At 37.1% G+C, this 21,362-nt stretch carries 16 protein-coding genes; 13 read left to right on the top strand and 3 right to left on the bottom strand.

Annotation, left to right across the window (positions count from 1 at the left end; genetic code table 11):
* Positions 1-12: 12 nt before the first annotated feature.
* Genes ACODST_RS22395 through ACODST_RS22365 form a run of 7 tightly spaced genes read left to right on the top strand, consistent with a single transcriptional unit; the run spans position 13 to position 7,761 of the window.
* Positions 13-1,749, top strand: coding sequence for a nickel-dependent hydrogenase large subunit (locus tag ACODST_RS22395; RefSeq protein WP_488934317.1), 1,737 nt, complete (start codon positions 13-15; stop codon positions 1,747-1,749).
* 15 nt (positions 1,750-1,764) lie between these two features.
* Positions 1,765-2,529: a Ni/Fe-hydrogenase, b-type cytochrome subunit gene (gene cybH, locus ACODST_RS22390; RefSeq protein WP_488934316.1), complete on the top strand. Its 765-nt coding sequence runs from the start codon at positions 1,765-1,767 to the stop codon at positions 2,527-2,529.
* Positions 2,530-2,534: 5 nt separating this feature from the next.
* The gene (locus ACODST_RS22385) at positions 2,535-3,035 is read left to right on the top strand and encodes a HyaD/HybD family hydrogenase maturation endopeptidase (RefSeq protein WP_488934315.1); all 501 of its coding nucleotides are present in this window, start codon (positions 2,535-2,537) and stop codon (positions 3,033-3,035) included.
* A gap of 16 nt (positions 3,036-3,051) precedes the next feature.
* Positions 3,052-5,328 (top strand): carbamoyltransferase HypF, encoded by a 2,277-nt coding sequence (hypF, locus tag ACODST_RS22380; RefSeq protein WP_488934314.1) that lies wholly within the window; start codon positions 3,052-3,054, stop codon positions 5,326-5,328.
* Between the two features lie 3 nt (positions 5,329-5,331).
* Positions 5,332-5,976, top strand: a complete 645-nt coding sequence (locus ACODST_RS22375) for an FKBP-type peptidyl-prolyl cis-trans isomerase (RefSeq protein ID WP_488934313.1) — start codon at positions 5,332-5,334, stop codon at positions 5,974-5,976.
* A complete protein-coding gene (gene hypD / locus ACODST_RS22370) occupies positions 5,960-7,036 on the top strand; it encodes a hydrogenase formation protein HypD (protein WP_488934312.1) in 1,077 nt (358 codons plus the stop codon). Before ACODST_RS22375 ends, hypD begins: the two co-directional genes overlap by 17 nt.
* An 8-nt stretch (positions 7,037-7,044) precedes the next feature.
* A complete protein-coding gene (locus tag ACODST_RS22365) occupies positions 7,045-7,761 on the top strand; it encodes an urease accessory protein UreH domain-containing protein (RefSeq protein WP_488934311.1) in 717 nt (238 codons plus the stop codon).
* A 45-nt stretch (positions 7,762-7,806) separates the two neighbouring features.
* Here ACODST_RS22365 and ACODST_RS22360 read toward each other — a convergent pair whose 3' ends face one another.
* Positions 7,807-8,091: a hypothetical protein gene (locus ACODST_RS22360; protein WP_488934310.1), complete on the bottom strand. Its 285-nt coding sequence runs from the start codon at positions 8,089-8,091 to the stop codon at positions 7,807-7,809.
* 244 nt (positions 8,092-8,335) lie between these two features.
* On the opposite strand from ACODST_RS22360, the gene ACODST_RS22355 reads away from it, so the two are divergent.
* The 6 genes from ACODST_RS22355 to ACODST_RS22330 all read left to right on the top strand — a co-directional run bounded on the left by ACODST_RS22355 (position 8,336) and on the right by ACODST_RS22330 (position 20,198).
* Complete coding sequence (locus ACODST_RS22355) at positions 8,336-10,738, top strand: TonB-dependent receptor domain-containing protein (RefSeq protein WP_488934309.1); 2,403 nt, start codon at positions 8,336-8,338, stop codon at positions 10,736-10,738.
* Positions 10,739-10,886: 148 nt separating this feature from the next.
* Entirely contained in the window at positions 10,887-11,318 is a 432-nt protein-coding gene (locus ACODST_RS22350) for a hypothetical protein (protein ID WP_488934308.1), read from the top strand.
* 178 nt (positions 11,319-11,496) lie between these two features.
* Complete coding sequence (locus ACODST_RS22345) at positions 11,497-13,275, top strand: AMP-dependent synthetase/ligase (RefSeq protein ID WP_488934307.1); 1,779 nt, start codon at positions 11,497-11,499, stop codon at positions 13,273-13,275.
* Positions 13,276-13,718: 443 nt separating this feature from the next.
* The gene (locus tag ACODST_RS22340; protein WP_488934306.1) at positions 13,719-15,236 is read left to right on the top strand and encodes a reverse transcriptase family protein; all 1,518 of its coding nucleotides are present in this window, start codon (positions 13,719-13,721) and stop codon (positions 15,234-15,236) included.
* 18 nt (positions 15,237-15,254) lie between these two features.
* The gene (locus tag ACODST_RS22335; protein WP_488934305.1) at positions 15,255-18,539 is read left to right on the top strand and encodes a WGR domain-containing protein; all 3,285 of its coding nucleotides are present in this window, start codon (positions 15,255-15,257) and stop codon (positions 18,537-18,539) included.
* 3 nt (positions 18,540-18,542) lie between these two features.
* Positions 18,543-20,198, top strand: a complete 1,656-nt coding sequence (locus ACODST_RS22330; protein ID WP_488934304.1) for an SWIM zinc finger family protein — start codon at positions 18,543-18,545, stop codon at positions 20,196-20,198.
* A gap of 93 nt (positions 20,199-20,291) precedes the next feature.
* Here ACODST_RS22330 and ACODST_RS22325 read toward each other — a convergent pair whose 3' ends face one another.
* Together ACODST_RS22325 and ACODST_RS22320 are read right to left on the bottom strand one after the other, a co-directional pair.
* Positions 20,292-20,756 (bottom strand): hypothetical protein, encoded by a 465-nt coding sequence (locus tag ACODST_RS22325; RefSeq protein ID WP_488934303.1) that lies wholly within the window; start codon positions 20,754-20,756, stop codon positions 20,292-20,294.
* A gap of 304 nt (positions 20,757-21,060) precedes the next feature.
* On the bottom strand, positions 21,061-21,362 hold a 302-nt coding region (locus ACODST_RS22320), incomplete at its 5' end, for a hypothetical protein (protein WP_488934302.1).

Genomic DNA, 21,362 nt, shown 5'->3' with positions numbered 1-21,362 from the left:
AAAAGAAACAAAATGGCAGAGAGAATAGTGGTTGACCCTATCACCAGGATAGAAGGTCATTTAAGAGCCGAAGTAGAAATATCAGACGGTACGATCCAGGAAGCCTTTTTATCATCGACAATGGTAAGAGGTTTAGAAAATATCGTAAAAGACCGAAATCCAAAAGATGTTTGGGCGTTTGTACAACGAACCTGCGGCGTTTGTACGGCAACCCACGCCACAGCTTCTGTAAGAGCAGTTGAAGATGCGCTGGGCATTGTAGTTCCGCCCAATGCAGAAATAGTAAGAAACCTTATGCTTGGTGCTTTATACATCCATGATCATGTGGTGCATTTTTATCACTTGCATGCTTTTGACTGGGTTGATGTAGTAAGCGGTTTAAATGCTGATCCTGTAAAAACATCTCAACTGGCACAATCTATTTCAAACTGGCCTAAAAGTTCTCCCGGTTATTTTTCTGATTTGCAGAAAAGACTTAAAAGATTTGTAGCCAGCGGACAATTGGGCATTTTTGCCAACGGATACTGGGGACATCCGCAAATGAAATTACCGCCGGAAGCTAATTTAATGGCTACGGCTCATTATCTGGAAGCTTTGGAATGGCAGAAAGAAATTGTAAAAGTACATGCCATATTTGGAGGAAAGAATCCGCATCCTAATTTCTTGGTTGGAGGAATGGCCTGTTCTATAAATCTGGACGATGCCAGTGGTTTAAATGCCGAAAGACTTGCTTTTGTGAGACAGCTGCTGGAAGAGGGAAAACGCTTTGTTGAACAGGTTTACCTGCCGGATGTACTTACCATTGCCGGTTTTTATAAAGACTGGGGTGCTGTTGGCGGGTTTCATAATTTTATGACTTTTGGAGATTTCCCAACGCAGGGGCATAATAATACGAACAACAATACTTTTAAATTCCCGTCAGGGGTTATTTTAAATCAGGATTTGACCAAAGTGCACGATTTAGATTTACGAGATCTTAAAACGGTAGAAGAATATGTAAACAATTCCTGGTACGATTATGAAGGTGACGGAAACTCGGGAAGACAGCCCTGGAGCGGAGAAACCAAAATCAATTACACAGGACCCAAACCGCCTTACACGCATTTAAATGTTGACCAGAAATACAGTTTCATCAAAACACCAAGATGGAAAGGACATGCTATGGAAGTAGGTCCGCTGGCAAGAATGCTCGTAGGATATGCATCCGGAAGAGATGAATTCAAAGAAATTGTAGATCATGCTTTATCAAAACTGCAGATTCCTGCCGGAGCATTATTTTCTACTTTAGGAAGAACTGCTGCCAGAGCTTTAGAATCGCAATTGGTAGCCAGCTGGAACCTGGAGTTTTTTGATGAACTGATTAAAAACATCAAAAACGGTGATACCAAAATGGCCAATATGGAAAAATGGGAAACCTCAACCTGGCCAAAAGAAGCACAGGGAGTTGGCCTGGTAGAAGCACCAAGAGGAGCTTTAAGCCACTGGATTGTAATAAAAGATGCTAAAGTGGCTAATTATCAGCAGGTCGTACCATCGACCTGGAATGCTTCGCCGCGAGATCCAAAAGGGCAGCGCTCTCCTTATGAAAGCAGTTTGTTAAAAACACCCGTAGCCAGTCCGGAACTGCCGCTGGAAATTATCAGAACAATACATTCCTTTGATCCATGCATTGCCTGTGCCGTGCATTTATACGACGAAAGTGGTAACATCATTAAGGAAGTTAACGATATATCTGTCTGTACTGTTTAATTTAAATGGAACACAATGCCAACAAAAACCAACGATTATAAAAGAGCTTATATCTGGCAGTTACCCATACGGATTTTCCACTGGGTAAATGCCTGGGCTATTACAGGTCTGGTTATTACCGGATTTATTATTGGTAATCCGCCGGGAATTATTTCTACAAAAGAAGCTTCAGACCAGTTTTGGTTTGGATACATCCGCGAAATTCATTTTATATGCGCTTACTTACTGACTGCCGTTATGATTCTCCGCATTTACTATGCCTTCAGAGGAAATAAATATGCCAGCTGGAGAGTCTTTTTTCCTTTTAAAAAAGAAGGTTTCAAAAGAATGTGGCATGTTATTAAATATGACATTTTTCTGCAGAACGAAGAAACACACGGTTCACCTACCGGGGCGGTGGGACATAACAGTGTCGCTGCTGCCTCTTATCTGGTAATGTTTTTTATGGCGCTTATCATGATCGCAACCGGATTTGCCATGTATGCCCCCACTTCTACCTGGTTTTTTCCTAAAATGTTTGGCTGGGTGGTAAATCTGGTTGGCGGTGATTTAAACGTCAGAACAATTCATCATTATACCACCTGGACTTTTATTTTGTTTGTCATAGTACATGTGTATCTCGTTTTCTTTCATGACTGGCTGGAAGGTCTGGGAGAAACATCGGCTATGGTGAGTGGTTATAAATTTGTACGGACTGAAAGAATTAAAAAAGAAAAAGAGGCAGTTTCTGAAGCAGAAGCAGCCAATCAGACTTCAGTTCAGACAGAAGATTTTAGTTAAGGAATATGGAAACAGTTACTAAGCCGCGAAAATTAGATGAATTTCATTCGGGCGGAAATACCATTTTAGTCCTTGGGATTGGAAATTATTTAATGGGAGATGAAGGTGTTGGTGTACATTTTATAAACCGGATCGATCCCAGTCAATTCCCGGAAGGAATCTCTTTTATTGATGGGGGAACTGGCGGTTTTACCTTACTCCCTTATATAGAAAACCATGAAAAGGTAATTATCGTTGATGCCACAATGGACGGAAAAGAAGAAGGAACAATTACTCTTTTGAAACCCCGTTTTTCAGATGATTTTCCTATTTCACTAAGCGGACACAATTTTGGACTTAAAGATATGGTAGAGATTCTGTCGATGATGAATACCATGCCCGAAATCTATTTGTATACCATAACCATTTCAAAAATGGAACCTATGTGCATGCAGCTGTCTCCAAAAGTAGAGGCCGCTATAGAGAACGTAACCCGGAAAATTATCCGTCAGCTAAAAAAATCATAATGTAAAACTCACTTTTTTGATACCCGCATTTCAAATAACAATTTCAGGCATAGTACAAGGTGTTGGTTTCCGGCCTTTTGTATACAATCTGGCCATGCGGTTCTGTTTGAAAGGATATGTTTCCAATAATGAATCCGGTGTTGTGATACTCCTGCAGGAAAATGAAAAAAAAGTAACCGAATTTGTCCACGAAATAAAAAAAAGATATCCCAAAAAAGCGAGGATTTACGACCTTCAGGTTTCAGAAATTGCGGTTGAAGAAAGCTTTAGTTATTTTTCTATACAACCCACACCAAAGGATATTGCGGTCAACGCTCCTTTAACTCCCGATTTTGCTATCTGTAAAAACTGTCAGGAAGAAATTCTGGATCCTCAAAACTCCCGGTATTTTTATCCGTTTATAAGCTGTACTGCCTGCGGACCAAGATACGCCATTGCTGAAAAATTTCCTTTTGAAAGAGAAAACACCAGTATGAATGTTTTTAAAATGTGTGAAACCTGTAAGGCAGAGTATAAAAATCCTCTGGATATCCGTTTTCATTCGCAGACGAATTCATGTCCGGACTGCGGGGTTAAAATTTTGCTTACAGACCATAACGGAACTCTCATATCAGGAACCAATAAAGAAATTTTTGAAGCGGTTTCAGAAAAATTAAATGACGGAAAAATAATAGCGGTAAAAAATACAACCGGCTACCTTCTTTTGTGTGATGCTTCCAATACAGAAGCAGTACGGGAATTAAGAAGGAGAAAAAAACGCCCTTCAAAACCTTTTGCAGTGTTGTTTACTAATTTACAAAAAATAGAAAACCAGCTTTTTTGTGACAGCACAGAAAAAAATCTGCTTAAATCGGCAAAAGCTCCTATTGTGGTCCTGCCTTTAAAAAACCACAAAGATTTAGCGGTAAACGAAATAGCTCCCCATATGAAAAGCATTGGAGCTATGCTTCCCAATTCGGGAATATTATATTTAATTTCTCACTTGTTCAAAAAACCTCTAATTGCAACGAGCGGTAATTTTAGCGGTTCTCCCATTTGTTCCGGTCAAAATGAAGCAGTCACTTGTTTAAAATCTACAGCCGATTATTATCTGCATCACAATCTGGAGATTCTAAATTCACAGGACGATTCGGTAATCCGGTTTTCAAAAAAAAACAAACAAAAAATTGTACTGAGACGGGCAAGGGGTTTTGCTCCTAATATAGATTATAAACTCTACCCGCATAAAACCACAGAAAAAGTACTTTGTTTAGGGGCCGCTTTAAAAAATACGGTTACCATTTCGCTGCAAGATCAGCTGTATACGAGCGAATACCTGGGGAATGTTTTTCATTACGACATTTTTAAACGATTTGAAAACCGCATAGAAAAGTACCGGCGCTTTTTTGATTTCGATCCGCAGACTATTGTTTATGACCTGCATCCTGATTATGAAAACAACAAAATTGTACCTGCTTTTTTAAAAGAAAACCACAAGTTAAATGTTCTGAAAATTCAGCATCATGAAGCCCATTTTGCGGCCATTCTGGGTGAAAAAAAACTTTGGAAAAAATCGAAAATATTAGGAGTTATCTGGGATGGTACCGGTTTTGGAAACAAATCAAAAATTTATGGCGGGGAATTTTTCACCTATCGTTACAGAAAAATTACCCGCATAGGCCATTTACAGTATTTCTCCTGGATATTAGGCGATCAAATGGCCCGGAATCCCGGAATGGCGGCACTTTCTATTAGTCAGAATCACAGCTATTTCCAGTCTTTTTTTAATGAAAATGAATTAAAAATTTACACGAAACTCATTAAAAACAGTTCGATAAAAACGTCCTCAATGGGAAGACTGATTGATGCTGCGGCTTTTACACTGGGTTTTAAAGGAAACATTTCTTTTGAAGGTGAAACAGGACTGTTTTTGGAAAATCTGGCGCAAAAGGCTTTACACCGCTTCGATATAACCTTAACCGATTATCTGAACGATGGAAACAGCACCGGCATTATCCCTTCTAAAAAATTGCTTTTACAACTTGTAAAAGAATGTAAAAAGAAAACAGACAGCAGTATTATCGCCTTAAATTTTCATTACACTCTGGTAAAATGTATCGAAAGAGCGGCTTTATTCTCGCAGTCAAAAGAAATTGCTTTTAGCGGCGGTGTGTTTCAAAACCCGGTACTTGTTGATTTAATTCTGGATCACTTAAAACCTCTATACAAATTACATTTTCATGAGATACTTTCACCAAACGATGAAAATATTTCATTTGGTCAGTTCAATCATTATTTACATCTAAAAAAATAAACTATGGACATTCTTGAATTATTAGGGCCTGTTGGCAAAACAGAGGAAAAAGATAAAATTTCGTATTCTGCCGGAGTAGTAATGGCTTTAAGCCTGAAAGATATTGGATTTGAAGAAATTAAATATAACGATTATCTCGACGGAATGAAATCTGTTTTTGAAAAGTCAGGAGAGAAAATCTCCCCTAAACGTTCCATTGAAATTTTTAATAACTATGTCGCTCTGCTTCAGGAGGAATTAAAAATAAAAAACGCGGAAAAAGGAGCTGCATTTCTGGCAAAAAATGCATCGAGAGAAGGGGTTATTTCACTGCCAGGCGGATTACAGTATGAAGTACTGGCCGAAGGAAATGGTCCAAAACCCAAAATTACAGATACCGTTAATGTTCTTTATGAAGGCTCCTTACTGAATAAAGAAGTTTTTGACACTACCAAAGATACCGGACCTCAAAAGATGAGGGTTTTACAAACCATTAAAGGCTGGCAGGAAGTATTGCCCTTAATGTCTGAAGGATCGCGCTGGAAAATCTATATTCCGCATTATCTGGCGTATGATGAAACGGGAGCACCTCCTATAATTCAGCCCAATTCAACTTTGGTTTTTATTATTGAACTTTTAAACGTCATTCCGCATGAAATACATGTCTGAATACCGAAATCCGGAACTGGTAAAACACTATCTGAATGAAATACATAAAATAACCACAAAACCGTGGAATATTATGGAAATCTGCGGTGGTCAGACGCACTCATTAGTCAAAAACGGTTTACTGGATTTACTGCCCGGGAATATCAGAATGATACACGGCCCGGGCTGTCCGGTTTGTGTGACCCCTGTTTCATTAATTGACAAAGCCATTGCGTTAATGAAACAGGGAGTAATCCTTTGTTCATTTGGAGATATGATCCGGGTTCCCGGCTCTTCAAAAAGTTTACTGCAGGCTAAAGCGGAGGGAGGTGACCTTCGTATTTTATACTCTCCTCTTGAAGCCATAAACATCGCGTGTAAAAACCCCGGCAAAGAAGTCGTATTTTTTGCCGTTGGTTTTGAAACCACTGCTCCAAGTAATGCCCTGGCGGTTCTTCATGCACAAAAATTAGGTCTGTCCAATTTTAGTTTATTAGTTTCCCATGTACTGGTTCCGCCTGCTATGGAAGCTATTTTGTCGGATGAATTTTGCACACTGAATGCTTTTCTGGGCGCGGGACATGTATGTACTATAGCCGGTCTGGAAGAATATTATCCCATTGCTCAAAAATATAAAATACCCATTGTAGTTTCAGGATTTGAACCTGCCGATATGGTCAGGGCCATTTATCACACCGTTCTGCAGCTGGAGCAGGGAAAACATGAAGTAGAAAACCAATATACCCGATTGGTAAAAAAAGAAGGAAACCTAAGGGCCAAAGAAGTCGTTGCTACTGTTTTTACTATTGGCACGCAGGAATGGCGTGGAATTGGAGTAATTGAGAACAGCGGACTTGTATTGCGGGAAAACTATAAAACATATGATGCCGGCACCCGGTTTTCTATAAAAACGACCGACGAAAAAAAGGAAAATTTGTGTGTAGCCGGACAGATTTTAACGGGAAATAAAAAGCCGGACCAATGCCCTGAATTTGGCAGAAAATGCCGGCCGTCAAATCCACTGGGAGCACCTATGGTTTCTTCTGAAGGAGCTTGTGCCGCCTACTTCAACTATTTATAAAAATCAGAATGATAGGATTATTGATTACCGTTTATGCCGGACTGGAACATGCTTTTGAAGCAGATCATCTACTGGCTGTAAACAATCTTGTGACCAACAGGACAAAAATAAAAGATGCTCTTAAGGACGGAATGTTTTGGGGAGTGGGTCATACCGCCACTATATTTATCGTAGGGGTTATTATGATTGGTTTTAAAATTTCGATAAGCGAAACCATTTTTAGTTATCTCGAAGCGGTAGTGGGTCTAATGCTGATTATTCTGGGAATAGTGCGTTTGTTTAAACTTTTATACAAAAAAAGACATTCCCATACTTACTATCACAGCCACGAACATACGCATCGTAACGGTGTTACGCACACTCATATGCATGCCCATACTTATTTTCACTCGCATCCTGTTGCTTCGTTTAAACATGCACATTACGATGGCTCTGTCAATTACAAAACGGCATTTGGTGTAGGGCTTATTCACGGATTAGCCGGGAGCGGATCGTTAGTTATTCTGGTTATTTCCCAGATGAAAACACCATTGGAAGGTCTGCTTTACATTTTAATTTTCGGAGTCGGATCGATATTGGGAATGTTTATTGCTTCGGGATTGTTTAGTATTCCTTTTACCAAAAGCATCCTTAAATCACAAAAGTTACAATTTGCTTTAATTATAATTTCGTCTGTAATCTGTATTGTTTACGGACTAAAAATCGTGTATACCAATTTATTCTAAAACAAAAACGCCCCGATGCTATCCCCCCGGACCGGGGCATTCTTGTTAGTTTTTAAAGGCAGTCGCAATACCTGTTACGATATTGGAAGCACCATAAGCAAACATTCCTGAAGCTATTGCCTGCTGACCGGCAAAGAATTGGTTTTCTGCAATAGCACTGCTGAAGAATGTTCCTCCGGCAGCTGCGGCTACTAATCCTAAACCAATAGCGGCAACGGCCCACCAGGGTTCCGGATCAGGCGGTGGCGGCGGGTTTTTCAAAAAACGTCTCCACCAGCCCGGATATCGGGTTCCGCACCAGCCCATGGCTAAAAAGAAAGCTGTTTCCATAGTTTTAAAATTGAATTACTGCCTACTCTTTCTGCTTTTCGGCTTACGCATTTAATCGTAGTAAAAGTAAAATAAGCACCATTAGGACAGTCAGGGTTAACTACCGTTTTTAAAGGGGGAAATTTCCCGTTTTTTATAACAGTTAATGAGACTCTAATAGACATATAAGAATTGCTTAATGATATCTTAAGGCAGTTTTCAAACCTTCATGTGCCGGGATAAATATCTTTGTCACATGAAAAAAATGATCCTACATACCGCCTTTGTTATTCTTATATTCCTTATAAGCCCCTTTTCATTTGGACAAAAAACAACTTCTTTAAAAGGAACTGTTACTGACGGAAAACTTCCGGTAGAATTTGCCGACATTATTCTAAAAAGTTTCCGTAATCCTCAGGAAACAGCAAAATACACTGTGACTGACAGTCTTGGTAATTTCAATATAGACCATCTTGTTCCCGCTGTATATCAGTTTGAAATTAAACTAATAGGGTATAAAAGCTTTATACAGCAAATTACAATTGGAGAAACACCCTTGTCTCTCGGAACACTGACTTTACAAAACGACACCAATCTGCTGAATACAGTAGTGGTTAATTCGCAGAAAAAACAGATCCAGAAAACCAATGAGGGTTTTGTTTTTAATGCGGTTTCTACTATTTCACAATCCGGAGGAACAGCTGTTGACATGCTTAAAAATATTCCAACCGTTGCTGTTGATGCAGACGATGTTATTTCGCTGCGAGGGAAAACTCCGCTGATTTTAATTAACGGAAAAAATTCTGCTATTACAGATATGAACCAAATTCCGGCAAGCAGTATTGAAAGTATTGAAATTATTACAAGTCCCACAGCAAAATACGATGCCAATGCCGAAAGCGGGATTATTAATATCAAACTACGAAAAAACAATTTAAACGGATTAAACGGCTCGGCAGCTCTGGGCGTTGGTGCGGGTGCCAAAGGAAGAATGAACAGCTCGGTTCTTTTAAACAACAAAACCGATAAATGGAATATTGGGCTTGCTTATGACAACCGTTTTGCCGGAAGAACCAAAAGTGTAAAAGGAGAAAGAACCAATTACTTCATCGATGATGAGCATTTTATTGATCAAAACCGACAGGACCAAAGAACCGAAGGTCTTCAAAATTTAAAGTTCAATGTCGATTTTTTGCCTAGTGAAAGAAACCGTTTTTCGTTTGAAGTTCTTGGCAATATTGAAAACAAGGATAATGACGAAACCTTAAAAACCAGTATTTATGATAATTCGGGTCAGTTTTTCTCCCGCAGTCAGCGCCATTCAATGGAAATACAAAAAGCCAAAGCAGCAGAAACAGCGCTTAATTACGACCGGAAATTTTCTGATGACCGGAAAAGTTTAAATGCCGGTATCAGCACTTCTTTTAATTTTGGAAGGGAAAATACAAATATCGACACCAATTCATACAACGAAAATCAAAATATCTCCGGAGAACCGTTTTTACAACAAACCCATAATTACGCTAAAGAAAATATTTCTAATGTTATTTTCAATTATGCCTTTCCTGTTTCTGAAAAATCTATAGTGGAAACAGGTTATAAAGGAACCTTTCGTTTTTTTAATTCCGATTTTCAAAGTGCCGATTTTATCCATAATGAGTACGTCGTAGATCCGCTCGTAAGCACCGTTTTTGATTTTAACGAGCAAATAAATGCCGTTTACGGACTTTTGAACTCCTATTCGGGTCCTAAAGAGGATCCTAAATGGAAATACAATTTAGGGTTTCGTGCCGAACAGGTTTCCAACAACGGAAAAACGCAGAACAACAGTGACCAGTTTTCAAATCACTATATAAAACTTTTTCCGTCGGGTTCTCTACAATTGAATTTAGAATCAGATCAGTTTTTGAAACTGGTTTACAGTAAGCGAATTAACCGTCCGGATTTAGAAGACTTAAATCCTTTTATTGATATCACCGATTCCCTGAACCCGCACGGCGGAAATCCGTATCTGAAACCTGAAATCATTCATATTGCAGAATTACAATACAATAAAGAATGGTCCCTTTATTCGCTTTCCGGAAATGTTTTTTTCAGAAATGCCAAAGATGCCATCAGGCAATATGCCCTACTTCAGGATAATGGAGTGGTTTTACTCCAGCCTCAAAACATTGGAAACACCGTTACTTACGGACTGGAAACTCTTTTTACATTCAAACCGTTTTCCTTTTATGATGCGAATATAAGCCTGACAGCTTTCCAGCAGAATATTAAGGCCGATAATCTGGAACAGGCTCAGAATACTGTAAAAAATGCTTTTAGCTGGTATGGTAAAATCATTAATAATTTTGTTCCCTGGAAAGGCGGAAAATTACAGCTTATTGGGAATTACAATTTGGCCGCGGCCACTGCCCAGGGTAAAAGAATTCCAATTTACAATGCCGACATGGGGTTTCAGCAGAAACTCGGGAAAGGAAATGCCCGTTTAGGACTGGTGGTAACGGATATGTTTAATACTCTCGAAAGCGGTTATAAAAACAATACCGCTTTATTCAGCAATACCCGGATTAACAAATCGGATACCCGTGCTTTAATGCTCACTTTTGCTTATACTTTTAAATCTGATTTTAAAGAAAAGTTACTGGAAAACCAGTTTTCTACGGAATAAAATCCTCTTAAAAAAGTACTGAAGACAAAAAATACGGTACTGAACCCGTATATTAAGAGTTTCTATTAAAATTTAAGTTATATTCGCTAAGTAAAAATCGGCCACAGGTTTTTATTAAACGCCAAAAACACTTAAACCTATTATAGAAATGAAATCTGTACATTTATTCTTTGCTGCCTTATTTTTTATTGCGCTGAAATCTTATTCCCAAAACGAAGTCAACCAAATCACCCATAATTCTAAGGACCGTTATATTACTACCTCTATAGGTTATCCTGTTCAGGGCACTTATGCCCCAATTGGGTTAAAAGAACCTATTACAGTTTTAAATCCGGACGGAACAGGGTTTATTCAGGCAGACGATTTAAGCAAGAAAAAAATCAACTGGGGAATTGAATGTACAGAAGATGGTGTTCCGGTTTTTAAAGAAGGCTTTAACAGTAAATCCTATACATTCTGGTACAGACCCAATGACGGCGATGAATGGTACTATTCTCAATTCTCTATTCACTTTGCCAAGAAAAAAATGTTCTTAATGGGTGAAAGAGTAAAAGCGTACGAAGATTATAACGTACAATAGTGCTCTTAAAAGCAGTTTCAAATTAAATTTTTCTTGATTTTTGGGATTGTTTACGAGAAAAAAGAAAACGTTTTCGTTGATTTTTAATAGTCTGTATAAATTTTGCCATAAAATTCCATAAAATAAAAAATCTTACTTAAATTTTATTTAATTTGCAGTAAAATTCAATATATTAAACATGGTTTCAATCACACGCCTTTTTGATTTTCCCTATTATCAACAAGAAACTTATAACCTTCCGGTTGCCCTGGCGACCAAAAAAAACGGGGTCTGGGAAAAAACATCCAGCAGCGAATATATTGCAAAAGCAAATGCTGTTTCGAGAGCATTACTGCGCATGGGCGTTCAAAAAGACGATAAAATTGCTTTAATTACTTCTAACAACCGTACTGAATGGAATATCATGGATATTGGTATTCAGCAGACCGGTGCGCAGAATGTGCCAATTTACCCAACCATTGCCGAAGAAGATTACGAATATATATTAAATCACAGCGGCAGTATTTACTGCTTTGTGTCTGATGAAGAAGTACTTCAGAAAGTAAACGCTATTAAAGCTAATGTGCCTACTTTAAAAGAAGTGTATTCTTTTAATGAAATTCCGGGCTGTAAACACTGGTCTGAGCTTTTGACTTTAGGTGCGGATGAAAGTAATCAAAATGAAGTAGAAGCCCGAAAAGAAAGTATTACGACTGATGATTTAGCGACAATCATTTATACTTCAGGAACTACCGGAAGACCTAAAGGGGTTATGCTTTCCCATAAAAATATTGTTTCCAATGTTTTAGACAGCGCTCCAAGAATTCCGTTTGATCCGGGCAAAAGTACAGCTTTGAGTTTCCTGCCTATCTGCCATATTTTTGAAAGAATGATTCTGTACATCTATCAGTATTATGGTGTTTCCGTCTATTTTGGTGAATCGATTGATAAAATCAGTGATAACTTAAAAGAAGTTAAACCAACGGTTATTACCGCTGTACCAAGGCTTTTAGAAAAAGTATACGATAAAATTTACGCAAAAGGAACCGAATTAACCGGGATCAAGAAAAAACTGTTTTTCTGGGCTATCGATTTAGGTTTAAAATACGAGCCTTACGGAGCAAATGGTTTCTGGTACGAATTCCAGTTAAAAATTGCCCGAAAACTGATCTTCAGTAAATGGAAAGAAGGTTTGGGAGGTAATCTGGAATTAATGGTTTCCGGAAGTGCGGCCTTACAGCCTCGCTTGTCAAGAGTTTTTGCTGCTGCCGAAATTCCGGTTATGGAAGGGTACGGCTTATCTGAAACCTCTCCGGTAATTGCCGTAAACGATCAGAGAAACAGAGGTTTTAAAATTGGAACTGTTGGAAAACCAATCCGTAATATTGAAGTAAAAATTGCCGCAGACGGTGAAATCCTGTGTAAAGGTCCTAATGTAATGTTAGGGTATTACAAAGATCCTGAAAAAACAGCTGAAGCTTTACAGGACGGTTATTTCCACACCGGAGATATTGGAGAAATTGACAGCGAAGGTTTCTTAAAAATCACCGACCGTAAAAAAGAAATGTTCAAAACATCGGGAGGAAAATACATTGCTCCGCAGATGATTGAAAATGCCATGAAACAATCCCGTTTTATTGAGCAGATTATGGTAATTGGCGAAGGCGAAAAAATGCCGGCGGCGTTTATCCAGCCAAGTTTTGAATTTGTAAAAGAATGGGCCAAAATCCATAAAATTACGTTAGGAACTACTGATGCCGAAATTAGTGCCAACCCTGATGTTATCAAACGCATTGATGAAGAAGTTGAAAACATCAACAAAAAATTCGGTCACTGGGAACAGGTAAAACGTTTTGAACTTACGCCGGATGTCTGGTCAATCGATGGCGGACAGCTGACTCCTACCCTGAAATTAAAACGTAAAGTAATCAAGGAAATCTACAAAGACCTTTACGCAAAAATCTACGATCATAATTAAATCAAAATAATTTAACCAAAGGAAAAGGCTTTCTCTAACCGGAAAGTCTTTTTTTATTCAGAAAAGTTTTTTTTATTTTTAAAACAATCATTTTCAAATCCTTATAAAAAACCAAAAAATCTATTTCAATTTTATTGATATACATTAAAAGTTTTTTAGTATGTTTGGTAAAAAGTTTAAGAAATACCTTGCTTTTCTTGTATAAAGAAAATGATGATGTTTCGTCATCGCCGTAAGAATATCTAACACTCAGCACTACTTCTATCTTATGGATGAGAAAGGGTACTATACGTACAGTTTCGGTTCCGACTCCTTGAGATTAACTGTACGTATAGTACCCTTTCTCGGGAGTTGATAGACATAGTCCTCAGAAAATACGAAGGTTTTAAACTTTAAGCCCTATTGCTGCAATAGGGCTTTTTAATGTAAAAAAGTATTCTAATATGTCTGAACAACTTAGTAAACAACAAATTTATGACCGAATAAGAGCTGGCTCAAAAGACAGCTATATATTAGAAGAAATGCAGCGTTTAGGTTTCTGGCAGTCAGGATCAGAACCTACACTTTCTGAAATTCTTATTAATCAGGAAGCTAAGATTGAAAAGGAATTAAATGACCTTTTGGCTCAGGACAGAAAGTTTAGCAACAGAGAAGCAATGGTGCTTGAAATGCGCAAAGCGCGAATGAAAGCGGCTAAAGAAAAAAGAGTCGAAACCAAATTAAATCAGGAAAAAAAACGACTGGATAAGGCTGAAAACTGGAGGCTGTTACAAGAAAAACAAATTTTATATTTAGGAGAAGAAGTATCCAAAGGCCTAAATATTACTGAAAGTGATTCGATAATTTTAGAGAAATACAATCTGCCTGTTTATGAAGATTTATTGGCTTTGGCCAAAAGCATGCAGATCGATCTGAAAGCACTGCAATATCTGGCTTATAACAGAAAAGTTTCTAAAATTAACCACTATCATACTTTTGAAGTCGAAAAAAAATCCGGAGGAAAGCGCAAAATATCCGCTCCAAAGTCAAAATTAAAAGAAATTCAAAACTGGATTTTAGAAAACATACTTCATAAAATACCTTATACGGCCGAAGCACATGGTTTTATCAAAGAACGTTCTATTGTAACCAATGCTCAGCCTCACGTTAATAAAGATATTGTGGTTAATATCGATTTAAAAGATTTTTTCCCAACAATAACCTACAAAAGAGTAAAAGGATTATTTCAAAAAATAGGCTATTCAGAACAAATTGCTACCGTTTTGTCTCTTTTATGTACCTACTCTGAAGTCAATGAAACAACTCTGGACGGAATTACCTATTATGTTCAGTCCGGCGAACGTAAATTACCACAGGGTTCTCCCGCAAGTCCTGCTATAAGCAATATTATCGTTTATAAAATGGATAAAAAAATCAGCGGATTAGCCCAAAAACTAAATTTCAGTTATACCCGTTATGCCGATGATATGACGTTTTCTACCAGTGAAGAAAACAGTAAAAATGTCTCCCGATTATTATATTTCACTAAAAAAATAATAGAATCAGAAGGTTTTCTAGTTCATCCGGACAAAATACACATCATGCGGAAAGCGATGCAGCAAAAAGTTACCGGAGTTGTGGTAAACAAGAAACTGAATATTGATCGTAATGAATTGCGTAAATTTCGTGCTCTGCTTCATAATATTGATCAAAACGGGTGGAAAGATCAAAAATGGGGAAAAGCGATTCACTTAATTAATGCCATTGAAGGTTATATCAATTATGTCTATATGGTTGCTCCTGATAAAGGAACTGCCTTAAAAGAAAAACTGAAAGCGATTATAAAGAAACACGGTCAGCCGGTGATTACCAAAATAAGTATTCCAGAAAATGCGGTTCCAATTCCGGTTTCTGTTCCTGAAAAAACAAATGAAACAATTGTACCAGAAGAGAAATCAGGAAACTGGTGGAATATTTTTTAACTAATACCCTTTTCAATTATGAAATTAATTAAGCAAATTAAACTTTTCTATAAAGAAGGGAATTCAGATAAAGTATATGAAATAGACTTATGCGCTATTGATGCTGATAATTATGTCGTAAATTTTAGATATGGACGCAGAGGTGCTGCCCTGAAAGACGGAACTAAAACTCCTGAGTATGTTTCGGCCGAAAAAGCGCAGACAATTTTCGACAAACTTGAAAACGAAAAAAAAGCAAAAGGCTACGCTTCAGAAATAGAAACCCTTATTGATCTTCCTTCACTGGAAGCTGTTGAACCTAATTCTAAAAATGGCGTAATTCTGCAGCGCTTAGAAAATGCAGTTACAGGCAGACAAACTTTCAACACGGAATGGAAAACCAGCCGTGTTATCTGGAAAGCGGGATTACTGGACATTCAGGAAGCTATCCCTTATATTATTAAACTGGCTTCAAAAGGAGACGAAATGCAGACTTATTCCTCTCTTTGGGCTTTAATAAAACTTAAATCCCAGGCAGCAGCTGCAGTTTTCAAATCGTATGCATTACAGAATAAGCAAAAAGAATATATCCGAAATCTGGCTCATGAAGGCTTGTTGGGAATTTTAAAAGACGAGGAACTGCAGAAACATATTTCAACGATTCTGGAGAACATTCCGCCTGAAGCAAAATACTATATTGATAAAAAAGATTTTGATTCGCTGGTTACCTTTTTACAGGGAGAACTGGCTGAAAACTCGATTAAATATCTCACCTCTTTATATCTGGCTGCAAAATTTGATGCAAAATTACATGAAATTGTTGTTTTCTTATTAGAAGCTGTTCCGTTCCGACCTCCTTATTTTAAACATGTCAGAGCCATTTACAAACTGGCTCATTTACGAAATGATGCTGATGCCATCGCTGTTCTTGCTTATCGCTTCGAAAATGAAAGTCCGATGTTCATCACAACTCCTGTACTAGCAGAACAATTACGCAGAGAAGATACCAAAATTGCCTTTTCAGCTTCAACCAAGCTTTATTTTCAAAAAAACAGTCTTCGTTTTCTGAAAGAATTAAACGCTGAAACCGAATCTAAAAAATACCTCAAATTTGCGGTATCCATTTTATCACAATACACCGAGTACGATTATTCAAAAGCCGACAAACAGCCTGTAAATACCTATGGCCATTACAATTATAACGATCGAAAATATTATTATACCGTAATTGACTATCCCGAATGTTCTAATCTGACTTTGCTGTCGACAATTTTATTTGGGAATGACCCAAAACGAATTTTAAACTCCAAAATGAAATTCGTTTACAGTCAGGAACTTTTCTCCAGTAATAATTATTACTACAATGCCAGCGAAGTAACCAGAGTTAATGGTAAAAAATCTGCAGAAGAAAAGAATTCTTTTGAAACAAATGAGAATTCTGGATCTGTGCTGGATATTGCTAAAAAAGCTTTTTCTGTTTTTTTTGGCAAAAAAGAAACACAGCAAAATACTGAAAAGCCAATAATTCAGGAAGAAGAAAAAATTACGACAGTTAATTCACCAGCTCGTTTAGAATTATTTCCGGAACATTGGGATGCTTTTCCTGAAGCTTATATTCAGCTTTTGATGGAAGCGCAAATGAATCTTGTTCATCAGTTTGCTTACCAAAATTTAAAAGCACGAAACGATTTTAATATGTTACTAAATCGTTTTGACGAAACCAGTATTCTGACACTTTTAAACAGTGATTTCACTATTCCTAATACTTTAGGATTTGAAACCATCCTGATGAAAAAGGATATACTTTCTGCTAAGACTAATTTTATTACTGCGGTTCTGAATTCAAAAACACAGGATGCCAGAAATTGGGCAAAGAAAAACATCGAAGCCAATACAGCGTTGTTCCTTACTGATACCGATTGTACTGTAAAAATACTTTTTAATGACGTTCCGGATTTAAAAACATGGATAACCAATACTTTGGAAAATTTTTCATTTACGGAAGATAAAGCCAAAATAATAACCGGAAAAGTAATCCTTGAACTGTTATCATTTGAAGAGTCTGAATCTAACAATGCATTAGCTTCAACAGCGGTTGACAGGTTAAAGAAAATAGCTTCATCGCAGCTTGAACAACTAAGCTGGGATATTACAGCCCAATTGATTTCTTCTGAGTTAAAAACAAATAATCTTCTTGCTAGTACTATTCTGATTTTAAAATCTAAAACTGTAGCTTCGAAAGAAATTCCGTTATCGCTTATTGTGCTGTTTTTAGGAGATGATAATTTCGAAATCAGAAAAAATGGTATTGAGCTGTTAAATAACTATGATAACGAATATTTAATAACACAAACTGATTCTTTATTGGATTTATTCCAAAATGAATACTCCGATGTTATTGAGGCTGTTTTGACCTGCATTATTAAATTATCAAAATCAAACCCTTTGATAATCGACAAGGCACTTCCTGCTGCGGTTTATGCCATGATTCGAAAAGAAAAATTTGAAGGAGCCCATCTTATTTTCAAAAAATTCATACTGGATGAAACCACAAATCACTGGAATACGGCTTTAAAACCGCGTGATATTATCAAATTAATTCATGCTAATTACAGACAAAGCCAATTAACCGGTTATGAGATATTGAAAAAATGGAAACCTAAAAATGATTTTACGCTCCGTCAGGTTATCTCATTAGGAAACCATGAAATCCTGGCCTTAAGACAATGGTGCTGGAATTATTTTATGGATCAAAAAGAACGAATCCGTGCCGAAAGAAATGCTGCTCTGGGTATTTTAGATACTTCATGGGATGATACAAGGGCTTTTGCTTTTCATTTTTTTAAAACTGAATTTGATGAAACCGACTGGGATTTAGATTGTCTGATAAGCATAGTCGATTCTGTGCTTCCTGCTGTTGAGCAATTTGGAAAAGAAATCATTACCCAATATTTCAATCCGGATGACGGTCTAACCTATTTAACCAAATTAAGTGAGCATCCGAGTGTCAATATTCAGCTTTTTGTAACCAATTATCTCAGCACTTATGCAACGGATAATCTGCCTAAACTCAAAGAACTTGATTTTTATTTCAGGTCAGTCCTCACACGTGTACACAAAGCCAGAACAGCCAAAGACCGTATTTTTAAATTCCTGCATCAGGAAGGTCGAAAAAATGAAGACGCTGCTTTTTTTGTAACCGAAATTATCGACAACGTTTCGGCTATGGCCTCTATACAGGATAAAGCCAGTTGTATTTACATCCTGACCGATTTAAAAACATTGTATCCACAACTGAATACCCATTTAATTCTTAAAAACTAAGTTATGTTATTTGACTATAAATACAGTGGCAGCACAATCGTAAATAACACCTCCAATAGTACCGGAATGAGTTTTTCGCCGGATACTTTGAGAGAGCCTACTTTTTTTGTTGGAAAACTAAACCAGAAAATAGCGTTTAGAGAAGCTATTTCGGCATTGCATGATGTTGTAATTTCGGATTTACGCTTTACTCCAAAGGATAAAGAACAATACAAATTATGGGCGGCCGAACAGGAAAAAATATGGCTAAGCGAATATATGGCCGATTTTCAGATTGAGAATGTCCGTGCACGTATTCAGGAATTAAAAGAAGAATTAAGCACCGTTCAAAAAGAAAAAGCAAAAGTGATGGGGCCTTTTAACAAAGCCAAAACTGCTTATTTTGACTACTTATACAAAAATGATAAAGATGCCTGGTATGTACTGGATCCCGTAATTACGGTACATCCTGATGAAGTTTTTTTTGAATGTTTCAGCAAAGACGAATCCTCTTATGGAAAACTAAGCTGCAACTATAATATTTTTACTGAAATCAGTGATTTTAAATGCGGTACTACCAACATTGATTATTCAGAAGGGTTATACAATGAATTTCAGAAAATACGCAATTATAAAGAAACCGAATTTAAAATTGACCCGTCAGGTTTTGAAGCTAAAACTACAAACGAACAGGTTTATAAAGAAGTCAAAATAGACTTACCGGATTCCTGGGTCAGAGGATTTTTACAGGTGAGTTCAGCGATGACTTTACCTGCAGCCGTATTGGATTTACATCCGATGGACATTTTCAGTTTGTGTCAGTATTTAAGACGTTTTAAAGAAAAGAAAGGGCCAAGAGCTTTACGCTTTGTACTGGAACCGGACAAGCCTATTAAAGCCGTTTTTGAGCCTTCGCATGATGAAATTACGTTTCACCGTTCTCTTTTTCAGGGAAATGAATCTAAAACTATTCGTATCTGGGGAAGACGACGTTTGTTAATTCTCGAAAGATTAATTCCTGTGGCACGAAATTTTAAAGTTGTTTTATTAGGATCTGGTCTGCCGTCTTTCTTTATTGCCGATTTAGGAGATATGTCTTATACACTGGGTCTTTCAGGATGGACAAAAAATGACTGGAGTACTGCCGGAAATTTCGATTTAATGGCACCAAGAACCAACGTCGATTTGTTCACTCAGGAAAAAGTTTTCAATGCTTTAAAAGAAAACTGGTTCGATACTTCTCATGCTTTAGCAAAAAAATTAAATCTTGATCCTTCTGTAGTTTCAGCATCATTAACCGCATATACTCAGGCCGGACGTGTTATATATGATTTGAACTTAGGCGTTTATCGTGTAAGAGAACTGACTCAGGAACCTCTTAACATGAAAGATTTACGTTTTGCCAGTCCGCAGGAAGAAGCAGCGAATCGTTACATTAGTGAAAATCGCATCAAAATTGACTCCAGTGTAAAAGGAGATACTTTACAAATTCGGGGAAAAATAACCGATAACGATTTTAGATACCACACTCTTGCCGTATTAGACAAAGATAATCGTCTAATTGAAGGAAGCTGCGAATGTTCGTTCTACAAGTCCAATCAGCTTAAAAAAGGACCTTGCGAACATATTTTATCAACCCGAATGGCACTGCATGCCAAAACTGTGGCTGCAGCTGTATAAAAAATAAAAAGGGCATAGTCTATAAAGCCCTTTTTGCATTTAAACTTATCTCGTCCTAAACTAAAGAATCCTACAGAGCGGGATCCCGTTGATTTACAACGTAACCCGCAAACCAATTCCGTTTTGGTTGGAAAGAATGTTAATACTTTCGACAGTAAATGCTGTTTTTTTCGCCTGTAAAGATTCATTATAACCCTCAACGGCAGATTTAATTTTTTGGGAACGACCGGAGAGTACCGGAATTGAAATTATTGCCGAAGCTGCCCCCAGATAAGTAAATACAGTAGGATATCCTATATCTTGTGTTGCTCCTGCGGCCACATCGGCAGCCATAAGACCAAGACCAAAACCTAACATAAATCCTCCTACTGAGGTTTTGGTTTTTCCGGACTTGTATTCAGATAAAAGTTCAGGAGTCGGAGTTAATAATTCTTTTATCTCCGCGTTAGATAGTTTTTTATTTTCAGCATTAAAAATGCGGCCGTTTTTATAGGTTAACTGCTGAGAAAATCCCACAAACGAGAGCATGAGCATACATGCGATACTGATTTTTTTCATAAAATTTTGTTTTTCTGTTGTTGTTTTCGTGCGTTTATACTGCTTTTATTTTCTATTTCTCCAGAGTCTTTCTTTGCTATACAAATTCTACTGAGATACATATTCTAAAAAAGCAGGACTTTAAAAATGTCTTTTTTCACTTAAATCTAAAACCCGTAAAAGTTTTACTTTAGTCATTATAAGTCATAACTGCTTCCTGTTTAAACGAAAAAGACAGTGTAAAAACACTGTCTTTAATTATCTAAATTCTTACCCAAAAATCAAACTTACAAGTCTGTTAGTCTAAGAGATACCACATAAAAGATTACTTATCCCTTTTTGGATTAACATCTGAATCATTATTCTGTTTTGAGTTTATAGGAACCTCATTTGATTTTAACTCGCCATCATAAATTTTGACACCATTCTTTAACAATTCTTCGTAATTTTCAATTGGCATATAACTAGATATATAATCAACATTATTTTTAAATACTAACTGAAAAAAATACTGATTTTCAAAACTTACATTTGGATAAAAATAATCCCAAAATTTAAAGTTGTCTCTATTTCTTGATGAAAATGGCAAATACACAACAGTTTTAAATGTTTTAGACTCTTTTGGAT

The sequence above is a fragment of the Flavobacterium sp. FG19 genome (genome assembly GCF_057809475.1).
The sequence above is the reverse complement of the archived record's forward strand: the minus strand, read 5'-3'. Positions and strand labels throughout refer to the sequence as shown.

What these genes read in the sequence shown, in the direction of transcription:
- ACODST_RS22395 (WP_488934317.1), top strand. Translation starts at nt 13, where the DNA reads ATGGCAGAGAGAATAGTGGTTGACCCTATCACCAGGATAGAAGGTCAT.
- cybH (WP_488934316.1), top strand. Translation starts at nt 1,765, where the DNA reads ATGCCAACAAAAACCAACGATTATAAAAGAGCTTATATCTGGCAGTTA.
- ACODST_RS22385 (WP_488934315.1), top strand. Translation starts at nt 2,535, where the DNA reads ATGGAAACAGTTACTAAGCCGCGAAAATTAGATGAATTTCATTCGGGC.
- ACODST_RS22375 (WP_488934313.1), top strand. Translation starts at nt 5,332, where the DNA reads ATGGACATTCTTGAATTATTAGGGCCTGTTGGCAAAACAGAGGAAAAA.
- hypD (WP_488934312.1), top strand. Translation starts at nt 5,960, where the DNA reads ATGAAATACATGTCTGAATACCGAAATCCGGAACTGGTAAAACACTAT.
- ACODST_RS22365 (WP_488934311.1), top strand. Translation starts at nt 7,045, where the DNA reads ATGATAGGATTATTGATTACCGTTTATGCCGGACTGGAACATGCTTTT.
- ACODST_RS22360 (WP_488934310.1), bottom strand. Translation starts at nt 8,091, where the DNA reads ATGGAAACAGCTTTCTTTTTAGCCATGGGCTGGTGCGGAACCCGATAT.
- ACODST_RS22355 (WP_488934309.1), top strand. Translation starts at nt 8,336, where the DNA reads ATGATCCTACATACCGCCTTTGTTATTCTTATATTCCTTATAAGCCCC.
- ACODST_RS22350 (WP_488934308.1), top strand. Translation starts at nt 10,887, where the DNA reads ATGAAATCTGTACATTTATTCTTTGCTGCCTTATTTTTTATTGCGCTG.
- ACODST_RS22345 (WP_488934307.1), top strand. Translation starts at nt 11,497, where the DNA reads ATGGTTTCAATCACACGCCTTTTTGATTTTCCCTATTATCAACAAGAA.
- ACODST_RS22340 (WP_488934306.1), top strand. Translation starts at nt 13,719, where the DNA reads ATGTCTGAACAACTTAGTAAACAACAAATTTATGACCGAATAAGAGCT.
- ACODST_RS22335 (WP_488934305.1), top strand. Translation starts at nt 15,255, where the DNA reads ATGAAATTAATTAAGCAAATTAAACTTTTCTATAAAGAAGGGAATTCA.
- ACODST_RS22330 (WP_488934304.1), top strand. Translation starts at nt 18,543, where the DNA reads ATGTTATTTGACTATAAATACAGTGGCAGCACAATCGTAAATAACACC.
- ACODST_RS22325 (WP_488934303.1), bottom strand. Translation starts at nt 20,756, where the DNA reads ATGAAAAAAATCAGTATCGCATGTATGCTCATGCTCTCGTTTGTGGGA.